This is a genomic window from Prevotella falsenii DSM 22864 = JCM 15124 (genome assembly GCF_000613945.1).
GTDB lineage: Bacteria > Bacteroidota > Bacteroidia > Bacteroidales > Bacteroidaceae > Prevotella > Prevotella falsenii.
Map to the genome: position 1 here is coordinate 26,970 of NZ_BAJY01000005.1, position 17,226 is coordinate 44,195.

Here is a 17,226-nt window from a genome sequence, read left to right on the forward strand (position 1 = left end):
TATTTGGGCGCAAAGGTACAATAATAATGTGATACTTGCAAGAACAACCGTTCTTAGTAGCAGTCAGAACACAAGAAACATGCCCCTACGGCAGATAATCCTCAATCGTTCATCAGCGTCCTTGACCGGTTTTGTTCGTTTTTCGGGCAGATGTGCCGGCGTTGCTGCAAACAGTCATACAAAAGAAAGCCCCCGCTCCGTGGAGAGCGAGGGGCAGTGCTGTAAGCAGCAACACTTTATGGGTGGCTTGGCGTTCCGCTTTCGGGTTCTTTCTTTTCTTTCCCTTTTTCTTCGCCTTTCCATTCTTCCCACTCAATGTCCACATCCGACAGACCGCGTGTAGACACACGACCTTTGCCGTTACCGCGATAGCGGGTTTCGGGCAGGAAACGCACACGCACACTCTTAATTTGGTTTGCCGATACTTCTTTCTCGGTAGCTACGCCGTTCTTGTTCGTAACTGCCGTAAAGTAGAACGAGCCTACACCTTCGAGCTTCACCGAGCGTCCTTGTGCCATAAAGTCGCCCATCACGCCGCCTAATGCCGTCAGCACCGCGCGCACATCGGCAGGACTGACCGTCGATTCGGCTGCTATGCGCTTTGCCACCTGTTCGGTTGTTGCCGGACTCTACCGACCTGCATTCAGCAAAGGAAGTATGCAGATAGTGTTCAGCCACTTAATTTCGGATATGATTAAGAATTACAACTGTGAACAATAGCTTTCGCATAGGAATATATACCTTTGTTAATAACTATATTTCTTCATAAAAAAATCCCTCTTGAACAACTATTGTTCCGAAATCCTCAGTAACTAAACAAGGGATAATCTCTTTGTCTACTACTTTCTCAATGACAGTATATGCTGGATGACCATAACTATTTCTGATACCAAAAGAACAAACCGCACTAGAAATTTTTCCAATTTTTAAAATAGACTCTTTAAAATTATGTTCGGAGCCATGATGTGGTACTTGTAGCGTTCCTATAAACTGAGAAACCCTATCTAATCTTTCCTTTATGTCTTTAATTAAACCTCTGTTTTTAAGATTAACATCTCCTGTATACAAACAACCACTTTGTAATTGATAAGGGTCTAAACAATAGGTATAAAATGGTCTATAGCGATAACACAAGAAACTATAATTATCTTTTAGGGGACCCGAATACAAAGCCATTGAGTTCCCATTAAGGTCTCCTTCGATAGCTTTATATGCATCGGTTAACTTATCTTTATATTCTTCAATATTATCTATTGTAATTTTCTTCAGTGGAAATTTTATCTTTCTTTTAAACTGATTTTTTCGTTCATTCTGTTTGTAATTATATGGAATAAAGACCCAATCAAGAAAACCATTTCTTTTATCTTTAAGAACTGTTCCACTCGATAAAGTTGTATTTTCCTCTATATTTGATATATCTATAGGGTCTACATCTTTTGGAGTAGAATCCATATCTACAGGATTAATTTTAATGATAATAGAATTTTCAAAATATTGTTCGGGAGTTTCTATAATCTCTTCACAAGAATCCTTTGTTTCTATATAGTTTGAAACTTTTAATATAATTTTCTCTTCATCATCAATTAGTGGCAAAACAACTTTTTTAATTCTGCAATGTTCTTTCAATGCTTCTATTCCATTGATATGGTCGGCATGAAAATGAGAAATAAATAGAATGTCTATCTGATGTCCTTTAGGGAAAACACCTTTTATTCTTTTCTTAAGTTCTTCTTGTTTGAGCGTTAATGAACCACAATCGTAAACTATAGTAAACGTTGAACCATTAGGTAGTTCAAACTTTTCCACGTAAAATGCGCCCTGTCCTACAGGATGAAATGTCCTTTTAAAATACATACGTCTCATTGATTTTTTATTTTTAAACCTTCATTGCTTTGAAAGTACGGATGATATGATGTTTTGAGATGACCGTACTTCATCGGTTAAAAGGTCATTTGGTTTATAATCTGTGATGAAATTATGGCGGAGCAACCACCATCGCAGGTAGTCGCTCCACCATCAAAATGAATTTACGGATGTTCGTTTCCTCCGCTTTCTCCACCACCTGTGCTCGGCTTCTTGCCTTTCTTGGGCTTGGCGGTTGTTTGTTCGTAGCTTACATCGGTAAGTGTAAAGTACTTGCGCGAGGGCGACAGATGGACAACGGGCTTTTCGATGTGCTTCTGCACGTTGAAAGTTTCTCCTTTGGGCACTACTTTACTCTTAAACGAGGGGTTGAGTGTTCCCAAGTCGCCAAACTCTACGATGTCGCCGTTAGACACGATGTCTTTGGCGATTTCCGTAGCATAGTTCAGCACGGCTTGTACTTCCTGACTGTTGAACGTGGTGGACTTTGCCACACGGTTGCAAAAATTGCGGAAGTCTACACGATGTCTGCCCGTAGGATGAGCTACTTGCACGATTTCTCCTGCGTGAGGACCGACATTCATCTTGCGTTCCATAAGAACGAACTGTAATGGTTTATTTGCCATGAGTAATAGATTTTCCTCCTTTGTTATATCTTCCGAAGTCGGAGGATTTCGCTTGCGGAAGACGGTCTTTCATAATGATAATGCAAAGGTAATTAATTTTTTATAAAAAACATACCGAACGAACGAAAAAAAGATACCGAGCAATCAAGAAAAAGATACCGAGCGATTTGAAGATTGCTCGGTATCTTTTGAACGTTCCCTCGGTATCTTTTAAATGTTCGGTCGGTTTCTTCTTTTCAAATGGTTCTGAAAATGGTTTTACAACATGTTCACACGCTTGAAAAAAGTAATACTTTTAAGCATCTTATAAATAATGTGAGTTCGATATAAGCTCTATGCAATTAGACTGCTCTTATCAATTATTTCTATATTCATTGCCGACTTCTTCGGCAGCAGATTGTATGCAATGAGCCCTGCTATCAGGTTTGTGGAAAAGTTATCAAAAGAGTGGTGTCCGGTGTGTTCTATCCGGCATACATTCTTTAGTTCATCGTTCACAATTTCAATCACGGCACGCTTTCTGAGCAGTATCTTATCATATAGGTTCATCAGGGAGTTCTAAAAGATTTTTTTTACAAGGTTAAACTGAAAAAGTCTCACTGTTCCATCAGGGGATTTGCTTAAAAAACATCTATAAGACAGCCTGCTTAACTGTTTTCTTATGCCGAACTTACATTGATGCTAAGAAGTTAAAAGCAAGCAAATAAGTAAGTGGTAAGAATAAAAAGTTGGACATTTCTTCTTTTTTATTTATAAAAAGGCGTATCTTTGTAAAGTACAAAAAACAATTTACTAAATCTTATAAATTATGGAAGAGAATTATTTTGCTCCATCAGAGTTAATTATTAACGAAGACGGAGGTATTTTCCACCTTCATTTAAAACCACAACAACTGGCAGATAAGGTTATTTTGGTCGGTGATCCGGGGCGTGTTGCTTTAGTTGCTTCACATTTTGACGGAGTGGAATGTGAAGTTAATAATAGAGAATTTAGAACCATAACAGGTAAATTTAAAAACAAGCGAATAACTGTATTGAGCACAGGTATCGGTTGCGATAACATAGATATTGTTGTCAATGAACTTGATGCTTTAGCTAATATTGACTTTGAAACAAGAAGAGAAAAGACCAACTTCCGACAACTTACCTTAGTACGCATTGGTACTTGCGGAGGTCTTCAAAGCAATACTCCTATCGGAACATTCATTGCATCAGAGAAAAGCATAGGTTTCGATGGTTTGCTCAATTACTATGCAAACCGCGAAAAGTTGGATATTGAGTTTGAAGAAGAATTCAAGAAGCAGGTAAAATGGCTGCCACAATTAGGCAATCCATACGTGGCAAATGCAGACAAAGAGTTGTTAGAACAAATTGCACAAGACGATATGGTACGTGGTGTAACCATCGCTTGCGGTGGTTTCTTCGGACCTCAAGGTCGCCGTCTGCGTGTTCCATTGGCAGACCCTCAACTTAATGAGAAAATCGTTAAGTTTGAATACAAAGGGCATAAGGTTACAAACTTTGAGATGGAAAGCAGCGCGTTGGCAGGTTTGGCACAGCACATGGGACATAAAGCCTTAACTTGCTGTATGGTAATAGCTAACCGCCGCCAAAAAGAAGCTAACGTTGGCTATAAGAATACCATTGACGGATTGATTAAAAAGGTACTTGAAAGAATATAATTTATAGTACTTTCGCAAATAAGAATAAAAGAATTAAGGAGTTTTAGCATGCTGCATCAATCGAAACGCAACCTGTTTCATTGCATAGGCGACAATGGCTTAACTCCTTAATTCCATTATATAACGCTTTAACTTCCCTCCATAATGCAAGCATACAACAATCTTCTCAATTCTTCTGAAACCATCTGCGCATTGGCAACGCAGCCGGGTGGCGCAATAGGCATAATCAGAGTGTCAGGCAGTAAAGCTATCGAAATTGTAGATTCCATCTTCTCACGGTCAATTCTGAATGCCCCCGCCAACACCTTGCATTACGGAGAAATACTTGATAAAGACCATCAAACCATCGACGAAGTAGTTGTTTCTATTTGGCGTGCACCGCATTCATACACCGGCGAAGACTCGGTAGAAATATCGTGCCACGGCTCAGCCTACATCTTAGAGCAGGTGCTCCACCGCCTAATCGAAAGCAACTGCCGACAAGCCAAGCCCGGCGAATACACTCAACGTGCCTACCTGAACGGCAAAATGGACTTATCGCAGACCGAAGCCGTTGCCGACCTCATAGCCTCTACCAACAAGGCATCTTACAAACTCGCTCTTTCACAACTCAAAGGGCACTTCTCTTCTGAGCTTTCCACACTGCGCAACCAGCTTCTAAAAATCAATTCGCTTCTCGAACTCGAGCTCGACTTCTCCGACCACGAAGAATTAGAGTTTGCCGACCGCACCGAATTGATTGCTCTCTCGGAGGAAATAGACCGTAAAGTAACAACTCTCGCACGTTCGTTCAAAACAGGACAAGCCCTTAAAAATGGCATACCCGTAGCATCATAGGCAAAACAAACGTAGGAAAATCCACTCTTCTTAACCGTCTCCTCCGCGATAATCGTGCCATTGTAAGCGATATTCACGGAACTACCCGCGATATTATAGAAGACACCATCAGCATTAACGGTGTAGATTTCCATTTTATCGATACAGCAGGAATACGCAAAACAACCGACTATGTTGAACAATTAGGCATCGAGCGTACCCTTGCCACCCTTGAAAAAGCCCAAATCGTGCTATGGGTTGTAGACAAAGAACCCACCGAAAGCGAGAAAAAAGAAATCCTCGCTCAATGTGCCGACAAGCATTTAATTCTCGTACACAACAAAGTGGACAACCTTACCGAGCAGCCTGCAAATCAACAGAACCGCACTTCCACTTCGAACAAATCAACTTACACCTATCACGAAATTGCAATATCCGGCAAATACAACTTGGGCATCAACCAACTTGAAGCCCTAATATATAAGGTAGCCGACTTGCCGGAAATTACAGAAAACACCACTATCGTTACCAATGCACGACACTACGATGCCCTTACTCGTGCCCACGCTTCCCTTCTCCGAGTGCAAGAAGCAATGGCGATAAATCTCAGTGGCGACCTTATTTCCGAAGATTTAAAAGACACTATCGCCATACTCGCTGAAATTACAGGCGACCAAATTACGCCGCAAGAAACATTGCATAACATATTTAAACATTTTTGTATTGGTAAATGATGAACGATTACCAACGAACAGCATTAACATCGTAAAGTATTTACAAACAATACTTTACGATTTTTATATTCCATCAATGCCGATTGATGAAAACATTTTCTGCCCCATACTTCCGTCCTGCTTACCAATTCACCCACTCTTAACTGCACATTCTAACTGTCTTGTTTCTTGATTATGGCTATACCGCAGGGCATTCTACCTTCTATTAACTCATAAGAAACATTTGTAAATCCAAGCTTTTCAAAGAACGCCTTGTATGTTTTCTCGTTAAATCTTCCTATAAATGTTTTTGTAAATCGATTAACAAACCACACAAAAAACTGCGAAACACTCCAAGTACGATTTACCAAATAAGTTGGAATAATCACTTCTCCACCCTTTTTACATACTCGTAGCAATTCTCCCAACGCAATTTCGGGGTGCTCCAACAAGTGAATAACGTTAGCTGCAATTACCTTATCGAAAGATTCATCAACATAATTCAATTGCAAAATGTTTCCTTTCTCAATCCTTACATTATCTAAATTCTTACACCGTTTATACGTCTGAACAAGCATACCGTCAGAAAAATCGGTGGCTGTAAGACTTTTACAGATTGCAGCAATATGAACGCTTATCATACCGGTGCCACAAGCACACTCCAAAACCTCATCATCAGGAGATATTCTTTCAGCAACTTTCCTGCATATCTCCCGATTAACTCTGCCATTATACAATTTCTCGAAGAATGTATAATATTTAGCTACCAAATCCCAAAACATAATTTCTATTCTTTTGTTCTGCTACAAAGTTAGGAAATAATTGCTGCAACTAAGTTGCAAAGTTATCCTGAACATTGGAATAATCTTAGTATCTCTTTTAGTTAATAATGCATAAATAGAAACCTTGATTGTTAAAAAACAAGCGTGAAACAATGGCAGGAAGGGCGATTTTACGAACAAAAGAAACATTATTCGCAAATAAGCGCAGCATTCGTGTGCAAGTATAACTATCTAAAAAGCAAATCCTTATATTTATTTGTGGGATATTTGTGCAACAAAACATTCTGTAAATACTCGCAAAACAAACAATAAAGGTAATATAAAGAACTGAAACAACGTTGTAAAAGCGGCTGTTTTGCAATGCGAAAGCGGCTGTTTTGCGATGCAAAACCTACGGTTTTACTTTCCAAAAGCGTAGGTTTGAGAAAACGGAAGCGATTTTATTGAAAAATAATGACGTTTTTATTGTTTCACGATTCTATTTCAACGATTTTACTCAAGTTTTTGAATTAAACATTTATATATACTTTTTAAGATTTTAATTAAACACTACACAAGACTTGTTTGGAATAAAAATAGTGCTTAACTTTGTAATATTAAAACATAAAGAATATGAGAATAGAACACTTAGCTCTTTGGGCAGACGACATAGAATTGCTCCGCAGCTTCTATATGAAATTTAGATCTTGTAGCAGTGTAGCGAGATATGGGAAGACGACTATTCCACATTGGTATTCAATATATTTCAGCTCGCTACAACAATTGTATCTCTTGTGAAAAATATTTACGCTTTTATAACCATCTTTCCCTTTATAAGTACAAGGCAGGGAATATATGAGAAATAGATTTGCAGCGTTTCTGAAAAAAGGCGTTATATAATTTTTCTTACTCAATAAAAAAGTGTAATTTTGTCCCAAACAAGATTATTAACATCAATTTAAGTTTATTTTCAGCTCGTCTGAATTTTACTGACATGAGAAAGAACATTCTATTTTTGTTGGCATTAGCCTTTTATTGGAGTGGCAGCAGCAGTGCCGGCAATCTTTACAATCTTCCCAAGAAAGATGTGAAGACGGCTGTAAAGCCTGAAACCCGTTACTTGAATTTCCTTTATAAGTACATGGCTTTACCCGACAAAACCGATTATAGCAAAGCCTTTTACGAGGAAAACATTGCTTTGGCATTGCAGGCGCGCCGTGAAATGCCGTGGGGAAAGACCGTTCCTGAACGCGAGTTTAAGCATTTTGTGCTGCCTGTTCGTGTGAACAACGAGAACTTGGACAATAGCCGCAAAGTATTTTATGCAGAACTGAAAAATCGTGTGAAGCATTTGTCGATGAAAGATGCAATTTTGGAAGTAAACCATTGGTGCCACGAAAAAGTAACCTACCGCCCGACCGATGCCCGCACAAGCAGTCCGTTGGCTTCGATTTGCACGGCATACGGCCGATGTGGCGAGGAGAGTACCTTCCTTGTTGCAGCCCTCAGATCGGTTGGCATACCTGCCCGACAAGTATATACGCCACGCTGGGCGCATACCGACGACAACCACGCATGGGTAGAAGCGTGGGCAGACGGCAAATGGTATTTCCTCGGAGCGTGCGAGCCTGAGCCTATCCTCAACTTAGGTTGGTTCAACGAAAGTGCCTCTCGTGGTATGCTTATGCACACGAAAGTGTTTGGCGATTACGACGGTCCTGAAGAGGTAATGAGCAAAACTCCGCTTTACACAGAGATAAATGTAATCAGCAATTATGCACCTACGGCAGAGCTGAAAGTAGTTGTTGTAGACGAAAAAGGCAAGCGTGTGAAAGGCGCAGATGTGGAATTTAAGCTCTACAACTATGCTGAATTTTACACCGTGGCTAAGAAGACGAGCAACGACAACGGTGTGGCTACGCTCACAGCAGGTAAGGGCGACATGATAGTTTGGGCGTCTAAAGACGGCAAGGTAGGCATTGACAAGGTTTCGTTTGGTAAAACCAAAGAACTGCGCCTTGTGTTAAAACGCAACGGATTGCCCCAAACAAAGACTTGGGACATTACTCCGCCGCCGGTAAGCACTGTTCTTCCGAATGTTACCGATGCGCAACGAGCAGAAAATACAAAGCGTTTAGCATACGAAGACTCTATCCGTCGGGCATACGAAGCTACGATGAAAGACAAGTCGCGTGGCAATTATGCCACCATTCAGACCTTCTTGCGCGAGGCAAAGAACAAGGAAATGGCACAGCGTCTTTTAGATGTTATTTCGGAAAAAGACCTTCGCGATGTGCCATTAGAGGTGCTGAAAGACCACGAAGTTGCCGAAACAAACACTTCGGAACTTTATTGCAAGTACGTAATGAACCCTCGTATAGAGTTGGAATGGCTGTCGCCTTATCGCCATTTCTTGGCAAAAAAGATGGCAAGCATAAAGACTCCGCAAGCTCTTATTGCATGGTGTAAGGCGAATATAGCAATCGACGAAACACGCAACCAGCAGCGTTTGCGCATGCTGCCTATGAGTGTCTGGCGCGAAAAGAAAACCGACAAGTTGGGCAGGGCTATCTTCTTTGTGGCTGCTGCCCGCAGTCTGGGCTTCCCTGCACGCATCAACGAAATCAACGGAAAACTGCAATACAATGCCAACGGTACTTGGGTAGATGTAGAATTTGAAAGCAAACAGGTTGAAAAGAGTGTGCCAAAAGGTACATTGGTGTTAGCATACAAAGCTACAAAGTATAACGACAATCCTAAATATTACAGCCATTTCACGTTGAGTAAAATAGAAAACGGCGTTGCACAGCTGCTTACTTATCCTGAAGAAGCTACGTGGAAAGACGATTTTGAGAAAGGTGCAGAGTTGGAAGAGGGCACCTATATGCTCACTACGGGTACACGTATGGCAAGCGGACAGGTGTTGGCTGAAACGCACTTGTTCACGATAAAGGCAGGCAAAGAAACACGTTTGCCGTTTACAATGCGCGAAAACGAAGATGCCGTGCAGGTGATTGGCAGTTTCAATGCCGAAGACATCTACCACGATATGGCAACCAACAGCGACAAGAGTTTGTTGTCTACGGCAGGCAGAGGCTACTATATGGTGGGCATTGTTGCACCGAACCAAGAGCCAACCAACCATACCTTGCGCGACATCAGCACTTATAAGGCACAGTTTGAGAAGTGGGGACGCAAGATGATTTTCCTTTTTGAAGATGCCGACCACCTTTCTCGCTTCAATTTCAAGGAGTTCGACAACCTTCCTTCTAACGTTGTTTGGGGCACGGATGTAGATAAGAAGATTGTAAGCGAAATACGCGAACAGATGAAACTAACAAGTCCGTCGCTTCCAATATTCCTGATTTGCGATAGCTTCAATCGTGTTGTATATGTTCAACAAGGTTATACAATTAATATAGGTGAGCAGATTTTGAAAGTTATAGGGAAGTTGTAAGTATCTGCAATATAGCCAAAGTATTATAAAAATAACACCCATCTTGCCGTTTTGCAGCAAGATGGGCGTTTTTTATATATGTCTTTATGGCGAACATGAGTTCGATATAAGAATTACGGCTCAGTGGATTTCTGAGCAGTATCTTATCGTATAGGCTCATCAAGGAGTTCTTCATGTTCTTCTTTATCTTGGTTATCAAATGGATATTGTCCACAAAGAGCATCTCGAAGAGGTTCTGACTGATACAGCCTCTGTCTGCAAAGAGCTTTCCAAACAACCTATCCGTGAAGCGTTTGTCCTTCAATGGTTTCCTGTCATCTACGTTGCCCGAAGTGAATTTCCACCGGATAATCTCTCCCCTTGTCATTGATGACAAGATGGAGCTTGAAGCCGTAGAACCAACCCATGGTGCACTTGCCCTTTGCCGCCCGACCTCTCATGGTTCTGTGCTGCCTTTCACGCTTGATGTGGCAGGAAGCCGGGGGTGTGAAATCAATGATGGATATGCCCGAGCACTTGCCCGGCGCACACGTCCGGAAGAACAGTAGCAGATGCAGTGCAACCTGTGCCTGACGCTCGACGAAGCGGTTGTAGGAGAGCGGATGCGGGAATTCACCACGCATGTGCCGGCAGATATAGCCCTGATAGAAGGACTTGGGGTCGCGGAAACGATGAGTATGGAACAGTACCGGAATGGTCATGATTTCACTGTCCGACATGCGCGAAGCACGGTTACGGTGCCGCTTGCCGGGTACTTCAAGTGTATGTTTTTTCCGGTTCCGGGGTAAAATACTTGCAAAATCGTCGAATATACAGAATACTTATATTAAATTTGTATCAGTCATAGGAGTGTATGTTTATTCTTAAACATTTGTTTTACAGGTATAAAGGCACGAAAAAGATACCACCCCTACAACTTTTTAAAAACCTTTCTTATATCGAATTCACGGTAAGGAAGTTCTCTTTACAAAACCAAAGGGGAACTTGGTATTTGCCAGCCTTATATAAACACAAAAAAAGACTGCAAATCTGAAATCAGGTTTGCAGTCTTTTTTATTCTTGTAAAAGAAGTTTTTAAGCCTCAGCAGGTGCTTCAGTTTCTTCTGCCGGTGCTTCAACCGGAGCAGCAGCTTCTGCTTCTGCAGCCTTTGCAGCTTCTTCCTCAGCCTTTGCAGCAGCCTTCTTTTCAGCTACTTTCTTAGCAATGGCTTCGTTAGCTTTCTTTTCTTCTTCGAGATTCTTCGCTATACTTGCCTTCTTCTCATCGGCAGCCTTCTTTGTCAATGCGTCTTTTGAAGATTCTTTTTCCTTCTTCCAAGCATCAAACTTCTGCTGACATGCAGCTTCATCGAATGCGCCTTTCTTAACACCGCCACGAAGGTGCTTCATCATATAAACGCCTTCAGCCCTGAGCAAGTTACGAACGGTGTCGGTTGGTTGTGCACCTACCTCTACCCAATAGAGTGCACGGTCGAAATTCAAATCTACTGTGGCCGGATTGGTGTTAGGGTTATAAGTTCCAATCTTTTCAGTAAATTTACCATCACGTGGTGCACGAACGTCTGCAATTACAATTCTGTAAACGGCATAGCCTTTACGACCTCCGCGTTGCAATCTGATTTTTGTTGCCATAATTTGTTTTTTATTCTTTTAATTAGGTTTGAATTTAATGCCATTATCTCGTAATAGCGGGTGCAAAATTACATTTTTCTTTTCTATCTACCAAACTATCTGACAATTATCTTACACATTTTTGCCATTTATCACAGTTTTTTCTTACTGTTCAGGCTTAGTCGTTGGCGCGGCGGCTTGCAATATCCAATTAATAGAAGTTATCTTTCCGTTTTGCATTTGCGCCTTAATTGTATATCTGTTAGAACCTGTTCCGCCTTTTCTTTCTATTACCAAACGAGCCGGAATTGTAATTGTCTGCAAAGTTCCACCACCTTCTTGCTTGTCGGTTGTAGCCTTTATGGCAGTTCCAAGATGCCACATTATGTTTTTAACATCTGCCTGATAAAGCTTTTCACGCATATATTTTGCCACATCAGCCGTTGTTGCACCACCTGCACCGAGGAAGTTAAACGAAGGTGCTACTACCTCTTCAATCTTGGAAGTGCTTTTGCTGTTGATGCCTTGCAGGAACTGTCGCACGGCTGCAACTGCCACTTTCTCTTCGCTTGGCGTCGATGTATTGTCGAGCATCACCTTCAATTTCTCGTCAGCCTCCTTGGTATGGATTCCTTTTGGAAACTTTTCTCTGTACCCAAGATAAGCAGCTTCTGTATTTAAACTTACAACTTCGTCCCAATACAGTTCTTCTATTTTCTTTTGAATTTCTTCCTTATGCGGTGTATCGGGGTGCGCTTCGAGGTATGCTTTGTAAGCTGCAATGGTGTTTTGCTGAACCACGTGTCCCCATTCTTCGCTTTTCTGCTTGTCTTGGCTCAATAAGTTCTTAATACTGTTGATATGTGCCAACGGAGCGTTAGGAAAGTCTTCCAAGAACTGTTCCATTACTTGTTGGTTGTTGCTCTTCAACGCTATTTCGTATTCGTCGGCTTCATGGCTCTCGTTACCTTTATTATAGAAGAACAGAAGAACGGCACACATAATGAATGCGATTAGCAAAGATACGAAAAGAGCAATATGGTTGTTCTTTGTTGCAGGTTGTACAGTGTCGTTTGTTTGCTTTCCTTCAACGGGCGAAACTTTCTTTTCCCGCACTTTCTGCTCTTGAACGGGCGTAGCTTTGGGGAGTTCTTCTTCGATGACAGGTTCTATCTTGATAGGGGTAACCGGCTCTTCGGTATCGTCAGATACGACTTCTGCGATTACTTCTTCCTCGTTGTTGTCAAACACTTCTACAATATCGCTTTTCGTTGTGCTGCCACTTACGGATTCGGAGTGGTGGCAATTCGGACAAACAACGTCTTCCTTGAGATAGATTTCCCCACAATGGAAACACTTTACGAGGTGCCCCGCAATTTCTACTCCGCAACTTGGACAAACCGGTGCTTTATCGCTGACTTGATGTCCACATTCAGGACACTTTATAATCATTGCTATTCGATTTAAATTTTACTGTATCGTTAGTAAGTCGATGTTTATGGGTTACTTCCTTATTCAATAGTAACGCACATTCGTTTTCCTTCGGGGGAAGCGAATTTCACGCATGCTATGCCGTCCCATCAGTCGGCTTTTGTCTACATAACCACGCACTCCGTTGATGTAACCCTTGCCCGTGTACTGCCATGCAAATATATCGCGACCATCGTTGAGCACCGGTTCCCGTTCTGTGTATTGCGCTATAAAGAGTTTATACCCTGTAAGAGAACCTATAAGATGTTTATTGTAGAAATTGGTATATGTATAAACCAATGGGCGAACGCCATATTCTTTTGTCATTAAATCCAAGAACTTCAGCAAGCTGTCTTGCAATGCATAGTCGCTCAGCCCACCTGTGGTCTCTATATCGACCATCGGTATCAGATCTTGGTCTTGCGGACGGCACTGCGCACGGAAGTTATGCAACTGTTCCAATTGCGGTGTCTGAGGGCGATAGAAGTGATAAGAGCCCACATTCATTCCGTTTCGCTTTGCAGCTTGTATATTCTCGTAGTACCTGCGGTCTATCAAATCCCTGCCTTCAGTGGCTTTCAGGTAAACATAGTTCAGCTTATGGTTGCTGTTGTTAGCCACTGTTTCCCACCACACATCGCCTTGGTAATGACTCATATCAAGTCCATGCACATGGTCGCACGTATCTTCACATTGTATATTATATTGCGCCTTGACTCCTAAAAACGAAAACATACATAGGACGACAAGTATATATTTTCTTCTTCTGCTCATATCTGCAAAGATACTATTTATAATTGGTTTGCGAAAGGCACACCGCTCTTAATTAATCGTTTACTGAAAATTTTAGTATTATTTTGCATGTAATTTGCACTCAAGACAACCAAACGGTGGCAACGAAGAAAATATACTTACTACACGCATCGGCTTCTAAACAAGAACATCACATTTAGGGAAAATCCTCCCCGTATTAGGGAAAATCCTTTTCGGCAATGAAAGAAAAAAACTTCCTTTGCATCATAAAAGCATAGGCATTGCCACACTATATAACGAAAAAAGAGAGGAGTAAGAATATGAAAAAGTACATAATTGCCTTAATGGCACTATTCACAATAGCAACATCAGCACATGCAATGAGCTACGAACAGGCTCGTGCACAGGCATTGTTCTTAACCGACAAGATGGCATACGAGCTTAATTTGACAGAAGAACAATACGAAGCTGCATTTGAAATAAACTTAGACTACCTGATGAGCATAAGCACAGCTGACGACCTCTACGGTGCATATTGGACGCATAGAAACCTTGACTTGAGCTATATACTGTTAGATTGGCAGTATCGCTCTTTCATCGATGCTTCCTATTTCTACCGTCCGCTTTGTTGGGATTCAGGCTATTGGCGTCTCAGTATCTATGCAAGGTACCCACGCCGAGACTATTATTACTTCAGCAGACCACGTGTTTACGCTGTTTACAGAGGCGGACACAGTTGGCGAACGAATGGCGGGCGCAGCTGGTATAATGGGCGCAGATACGTAAGCTACAACGATAGAGAACGCTATTTCGGTATGCGCGACAGCTACCAACGTGGATATTACGGACAAAGATACCAATATGTAAACAACAGTTATCCACAAACGGACAGAAGAAGGAGTTTCGGCAACCAACAAGAGAGAAACTTCGGCGGCAACAGAAACTATGGTTTCAACGATGCTCCGAGAAGAAGTTCAACACGTACAACCGTGTCTCATGGTGCAAACCGATTTGGAAACAACACAGGTTTCAACACGTTCGGAGGCAGCCGCAGCTTCGGCAGCACTTCTATCCGACCCGTTCCAAACAGGTCGTTCACCCCTTCAAGAAGCGGCAACCACTCGTTTGGAACACCAAGCAGTGGCTTCGGAAATTCAAACAGTAGCAGTTCGCAATTCGGCGGTCATAGATAAAAGCAAGCTTTACAGCTTGACTGTTCCCAGATATAAATAAATAATTGATAGGTAGTAATGTTTTTCAGCGACAAAAGAAAAGTTAAAGTCGCATTTACAAAAGGTTATGTAGAAAGGAACTCCATGCGATATGGCGTTCCTTTTATTTTTCATTCAAGTAATAAAACATACAGAACTGTAAAAGCACCGAACCGTTACAGTCGGTTTGCTGTCTTACATTGGGCAATAGAAAATTAATGGAAACAATCTATTTTATGAACGAAAAGAAGGCAATAAAAGTGTAAATATTATTCACAAACGCAGCTACAACATAACTACTTATTTATCAATGCATTACAAAACCTATTGTTTTGCGTTCCAAAACCGTAGGTTTTGCACGGTAAAAGCGGCTGTTTTGCATCGCAAAACCTACGCTTTCGCAACGCCAAATCGAAATTATCGTTTTTCTTCGGAATTATCTTTACAAAACCATTGCTTTTATGTAGGGGTACGATTTTCCGTCCGCTTGCCGGCAGCTGCGCAGCCATTACATCTCGTCGTAGCCCGCTACACCTTCGATAAAATGCCGGCACAGCTGCCCAACAATCGAACAAAATCAGTCAAGAACGCTAATTAACGATTGGGGTTAAACAAGGAAAAGAAAACCAATTCCCACAAAAATATCAACCGTTACCTCTACTCTATCTTCAAAATTCGCACATCGGCATTTTTCATAACAGCAATTTCGTTCATCGGTTTGCCATAGAACACACTTTGAACCGCTTTATTAATGATGCCGTGTCCTACGGCTAAAACCGTCTTATCGGGATATTCACACTTTATCCATTCTAAGAATTTTGCAGCTCGTTGCTTCAATTCCTCCAACGTTTCTATGTCGTCGGGCCATTTTGAAGGGTCGTTTAGGTTGGCAAGTTCCGGAATAAACTTTCCTGTAAAACTCCCCCAATCGCGTTCGCGCAATAATTTTGTAGTAACGATGAGTGCCTGCTTTTCGTTCCCAACCATCACACGGCAGGTTTCAATGCTCCGCTGAAGGTCGCTCGAAACGTAAGCATCGAAATGTACATCGGCAAGTTTTTGTCCCAATTCCTTAGCTTGCCGTATGCCGTTTTCGTTCAGTTGTCCCTGCGTTTGCCCTTGCATAATGCGTTTTGCATTATCAACGGTTTCGCCGTGGCGTACCAAATAGAGTGTTGTCATATATTATACTTATCTTAATACAAAAGTAATAAAAACTTGGTAGTTAGACTATAGAGTGCGAATTATTTCGTATATTTGCAATAGAAATATAAAGAAAAGACTACAACAGTCTTTATTTTAATAAGGTAAAGAAAACTATGAGATTAATTCAAAGCTCTATCATTCGTGCAATTGTTGCAATTGTTATTGGCGCATTGTTAGTAAAATACAGAGTGGAAACCATGACTTGGATAACCATTGCAGCCGGAATAATGTTCTTCGTATCGGGCGCAATCTCGTGCACAGTCTATTATTTTGAGAAAGAAAAAGCAGCAAAAGTTCCACCAACAGTCGATGAAAAAGGCAATGTTGTAAAGGCAAGTCGCCCTATTTTCCCCATTGTGGGCATCGGTTGCACTGTGTTGGGCGTTATCTTAACGTTGATGCCGGGCGGATTTATAACATGGGTGGTTTATATTTTTGCCGCAATTCTTATACTGGGAGCTGTCAATCAGTTTATGAACCTTGCAAGTTCACGCCGGTTTGCCCGCGTTCCTATTCTGTTTTGGCTCTTCCCAACAGTAACATTAGGTATCGGTATTTACATCATTGCCCAACCGATGGACGCTGCAACCTTACCTCTAAAGGTTATAGGCTGGTGCTTAATGTTCTACGGTGTAGTGGAATTGGTGAACGCTATCAAGATAAATCAAATGAAACGGGCATACGAAAAGATTGAAAACGCTAAAGTCGTAAACGGCGTTAAAATGCCTGCTGACGACAAAATCGAAGACGCCGAAATCATAGAAGAATAGGTTAAACCCCAATCGGTTCATTAGGAAGCATTTGCTTATCTTTGTTATTACCGTCATGCTTCCTTACCGGTTTCGTCCGCTTGCCGGTATCTGCGCAGCCATTACATCTCGTCGTAGCCCGCTACACCTTCGATGAAATGCCGGCACAGCTGCCCAACAATCGAACAAAACCGGTCAAGGACGCTAATGCCGATTGGGGTTTAACGTGAGTTCGAAAAACGATAGTACTTTTGAGATAAAACGATAGTACTGTCCTATAAAAGTGAAGTGGCTTCAAGGAAAAATATT

The 17,226-nt window shown here is 41.5% G+C and carries 12 protein-coding genes and 4 pseudogenes; 6 read left to right on the forward strand and 10 right to left on the reverse strand.

What is annotated here, in order from left to right; translation table 11 throughout:
- Positions 1-236 precede the first annotated feature (236 nt).
- From JCM15124_RS12995 to JCM15124_RS03115, 4 genes and pseudogenes are all read right to left on the reverse strand, one after another.
- A pseudogene (locus JCM15124_RS12995) lies at positions 237-629 on the reverse strand (HU family DNA-binding protein); the annotation flags it as partial.
- Between the two features lie 124 nt (positions 630-753).
- Positions 754-1,806, reverse strand: coding sequence for an MBL fold metallo-hydrolase (locus JCM15124_RS03105; RefSeq protein WP_198019116.1), 1,053 nt, complete (start codon positions 1,804-1,806; stop codon positions 754-756).
- A gap of 221 nt (positions 1,807-2,027) precedes the next feature.
- Positions 2,028-2,489: an HU family DNA-binding protein gene (locus JCM15124_RS03110; RefSeq protein ID WP_024998254.1), complete on the reverse strand. Its 462-nt coding sequence runs from the start codon at positions 2,487-2,489 to the stop codon at positions 2,028-2,030.
- Positions 2,490-2,822: 333 nt separating this feature from the next.
- Positions 2,823-3,047, reverse strand: a pseudogene (locus JCM15124_RS03115) (transposase); the annotation flags it as partial.
- 250 nt (positions 3,048-3,297) lie between these two features.
- Here JCM15124_RS03115 and JCM15124_RS03120 point away from each other — a divergent pair.
- A complete protein-coding gene (locus tag JCM15124_RS03120) occupies positions 3,298-4,170 on the forward strand; it encodes a nucleoside phosphorylase (protein ID WP_024998256.1) in 873 nt (290 codons plus the stop codon).
- A gap of 144 nt (positions 4,171-4,314) precedes the next feature.
- Positions 4,315-5,720, forward strand: a pseudogene (gene mnmE / locus JCM15124_RS13000) (tRNA uridine-5-carboxymethylaminomethyl(34) synthesis GTPase MnmE).
- 152 nt (positions 5,721-5,872) lie between these two features.
- Here the strand turns inward: mnmE and JCM15124_RS03130 are convergent.
- A complete protein-coding gene (locus JCM15124_RS03130; RefSeq protein ID WP_024998257.1) occupies positions 5,873-6,481 on the reverse strand; it encodes a class I SAM-dependent methyltransferase in 609 nt (202 codons plus the stop codon).
- 973 nt (positions 6,482-7,454) lie between these two features.
- Between JCM15124_RS03130 and JCM15124_RS03135 the strand changes: the two genes are divergently transcribed.
- A complete protein-coding gene (locus JCM15124_RS03135; protein WP_024998258.1) occupies positions 7,455-9,917 on the forward strand; it encodes a transglutaminase family protein in 2,463 nt (820 codons plus the stop codon).
- Between the two features lie 130 nt (positions 9,918-10,047).
- Here the strand turns inward: JCM15124_RS03135 and JCM15124_RS13005 are convergent.
- The 4 genes and pseudogenes from JCM15124_RS13005 to JCM15124_RS03165 all read right to left on the reverse strand — a co-directional run.
- A pseudogene (locus JCM15124_RS13005) lies at positions 10,048-10,729 on the reverse strand (IS982 family transposase); the annotation flags it as partial.
- 262 nt (positions 10,730-10,991) lie between these two features.
- Positions 10,992-11,549 (reverse strand): 30S ribosomal protein S16, encoded by a 558-nt coding sequence (locus tag JCM15124_RS03155; RefSeq protein WP_024998262.1) that lies wholly within the window; start codon positions 11,547-11,549, stop codon positions 10,992-10,994.
- A 144-nt stretch (positions 11,550-11,693) separates the two neighbouring features.
- Entirely contained in the window at positions 11,694-12,980 is a 1,287-nt protein-coding gene (locus tag JCM15124_RS03160; RefSeq protein ID WP_024998263.1) for a zinc ribbon domain-containing protein, read from the reverse strand.
- A 63-nt stretch (positions 12,981-13,043) separates the two neighbouring features.
- Positions 13,044-13,772: a glycoside hydrolase family 25 protein gene (locus JCM15124_RS03165; protein WP_024998264.1), complete on the reverse strand. Its 729-nt coding sequence runs from the start codon at positions 13,770-13,772 to the stop codon at positions 13,044-13,046.
- Between the two features lie 299 nt (positions 13,773-14,071).
- Here JCM15124_RS03165 and JCM15124_RS03170 point away from each other — a divergent pair, with 299 nt between their 5' ends.
- Positions 14,072-14,944 (forward strand): hypothetical protein, encoded by an 873-nt coding sequence (locus tag JCM15124_RS03170; protein ID WP_024998265.1) that lies wholly within the window; start codon positions 14,072-14,074, stop codon positions 14,942-14,944.
- A gap of 675 nt (positions 14,945-15,619) precedes the next feature.
- Here JCM15124_RS03170 and JCM15124_RS03175 read toward each other — a convergent pair.
- On the reverse strand, positions 15,620-16,144 hold the full coding sequence (locus JCM15124_RS03175; protein WP_024998266.1) for a histidine phosphatase family protein: 525 nt from the start codon (positions 16,142-16,144) through the stop codon (positions 15,620-15,622).
- Between the two features lie 137 nt (positions 16,145-16,281).
- Here JCM15124_RS03175 and JCM15124_RS03180 point away from each other — a divergent pair, with 137 nt between their 5' ends.
- Together JCM15124_RS03180 and JCM15124_RS15725 are read left to right on the forward strand one after the other, a co-directional pair.
- Positions 16,282-16,938: an HdeD family acid-resistance protein gene (locus JCM15124_RS03180; RefSeq protein WP_024998267.1), complete on the forward strand. Its 657-nt coding sequence runs from the start codon at positions 16,282-16,284 to the stop codon at positions 16,936-16,938.
- A 41-nt stretch (positions 16,939-16,979) separates the two neighbouring features.
- A complete protein-coding gene (locus JCM15124_RS15725) occupies positions 16,980-17,147 on the forward strand; it encodes a hypothetical protein (protein WP_156930623.1) in 168 nt (55 codons plus the stop codon).
- Positions 17,148-17,226: the final 79 nt, after the last annotated feature.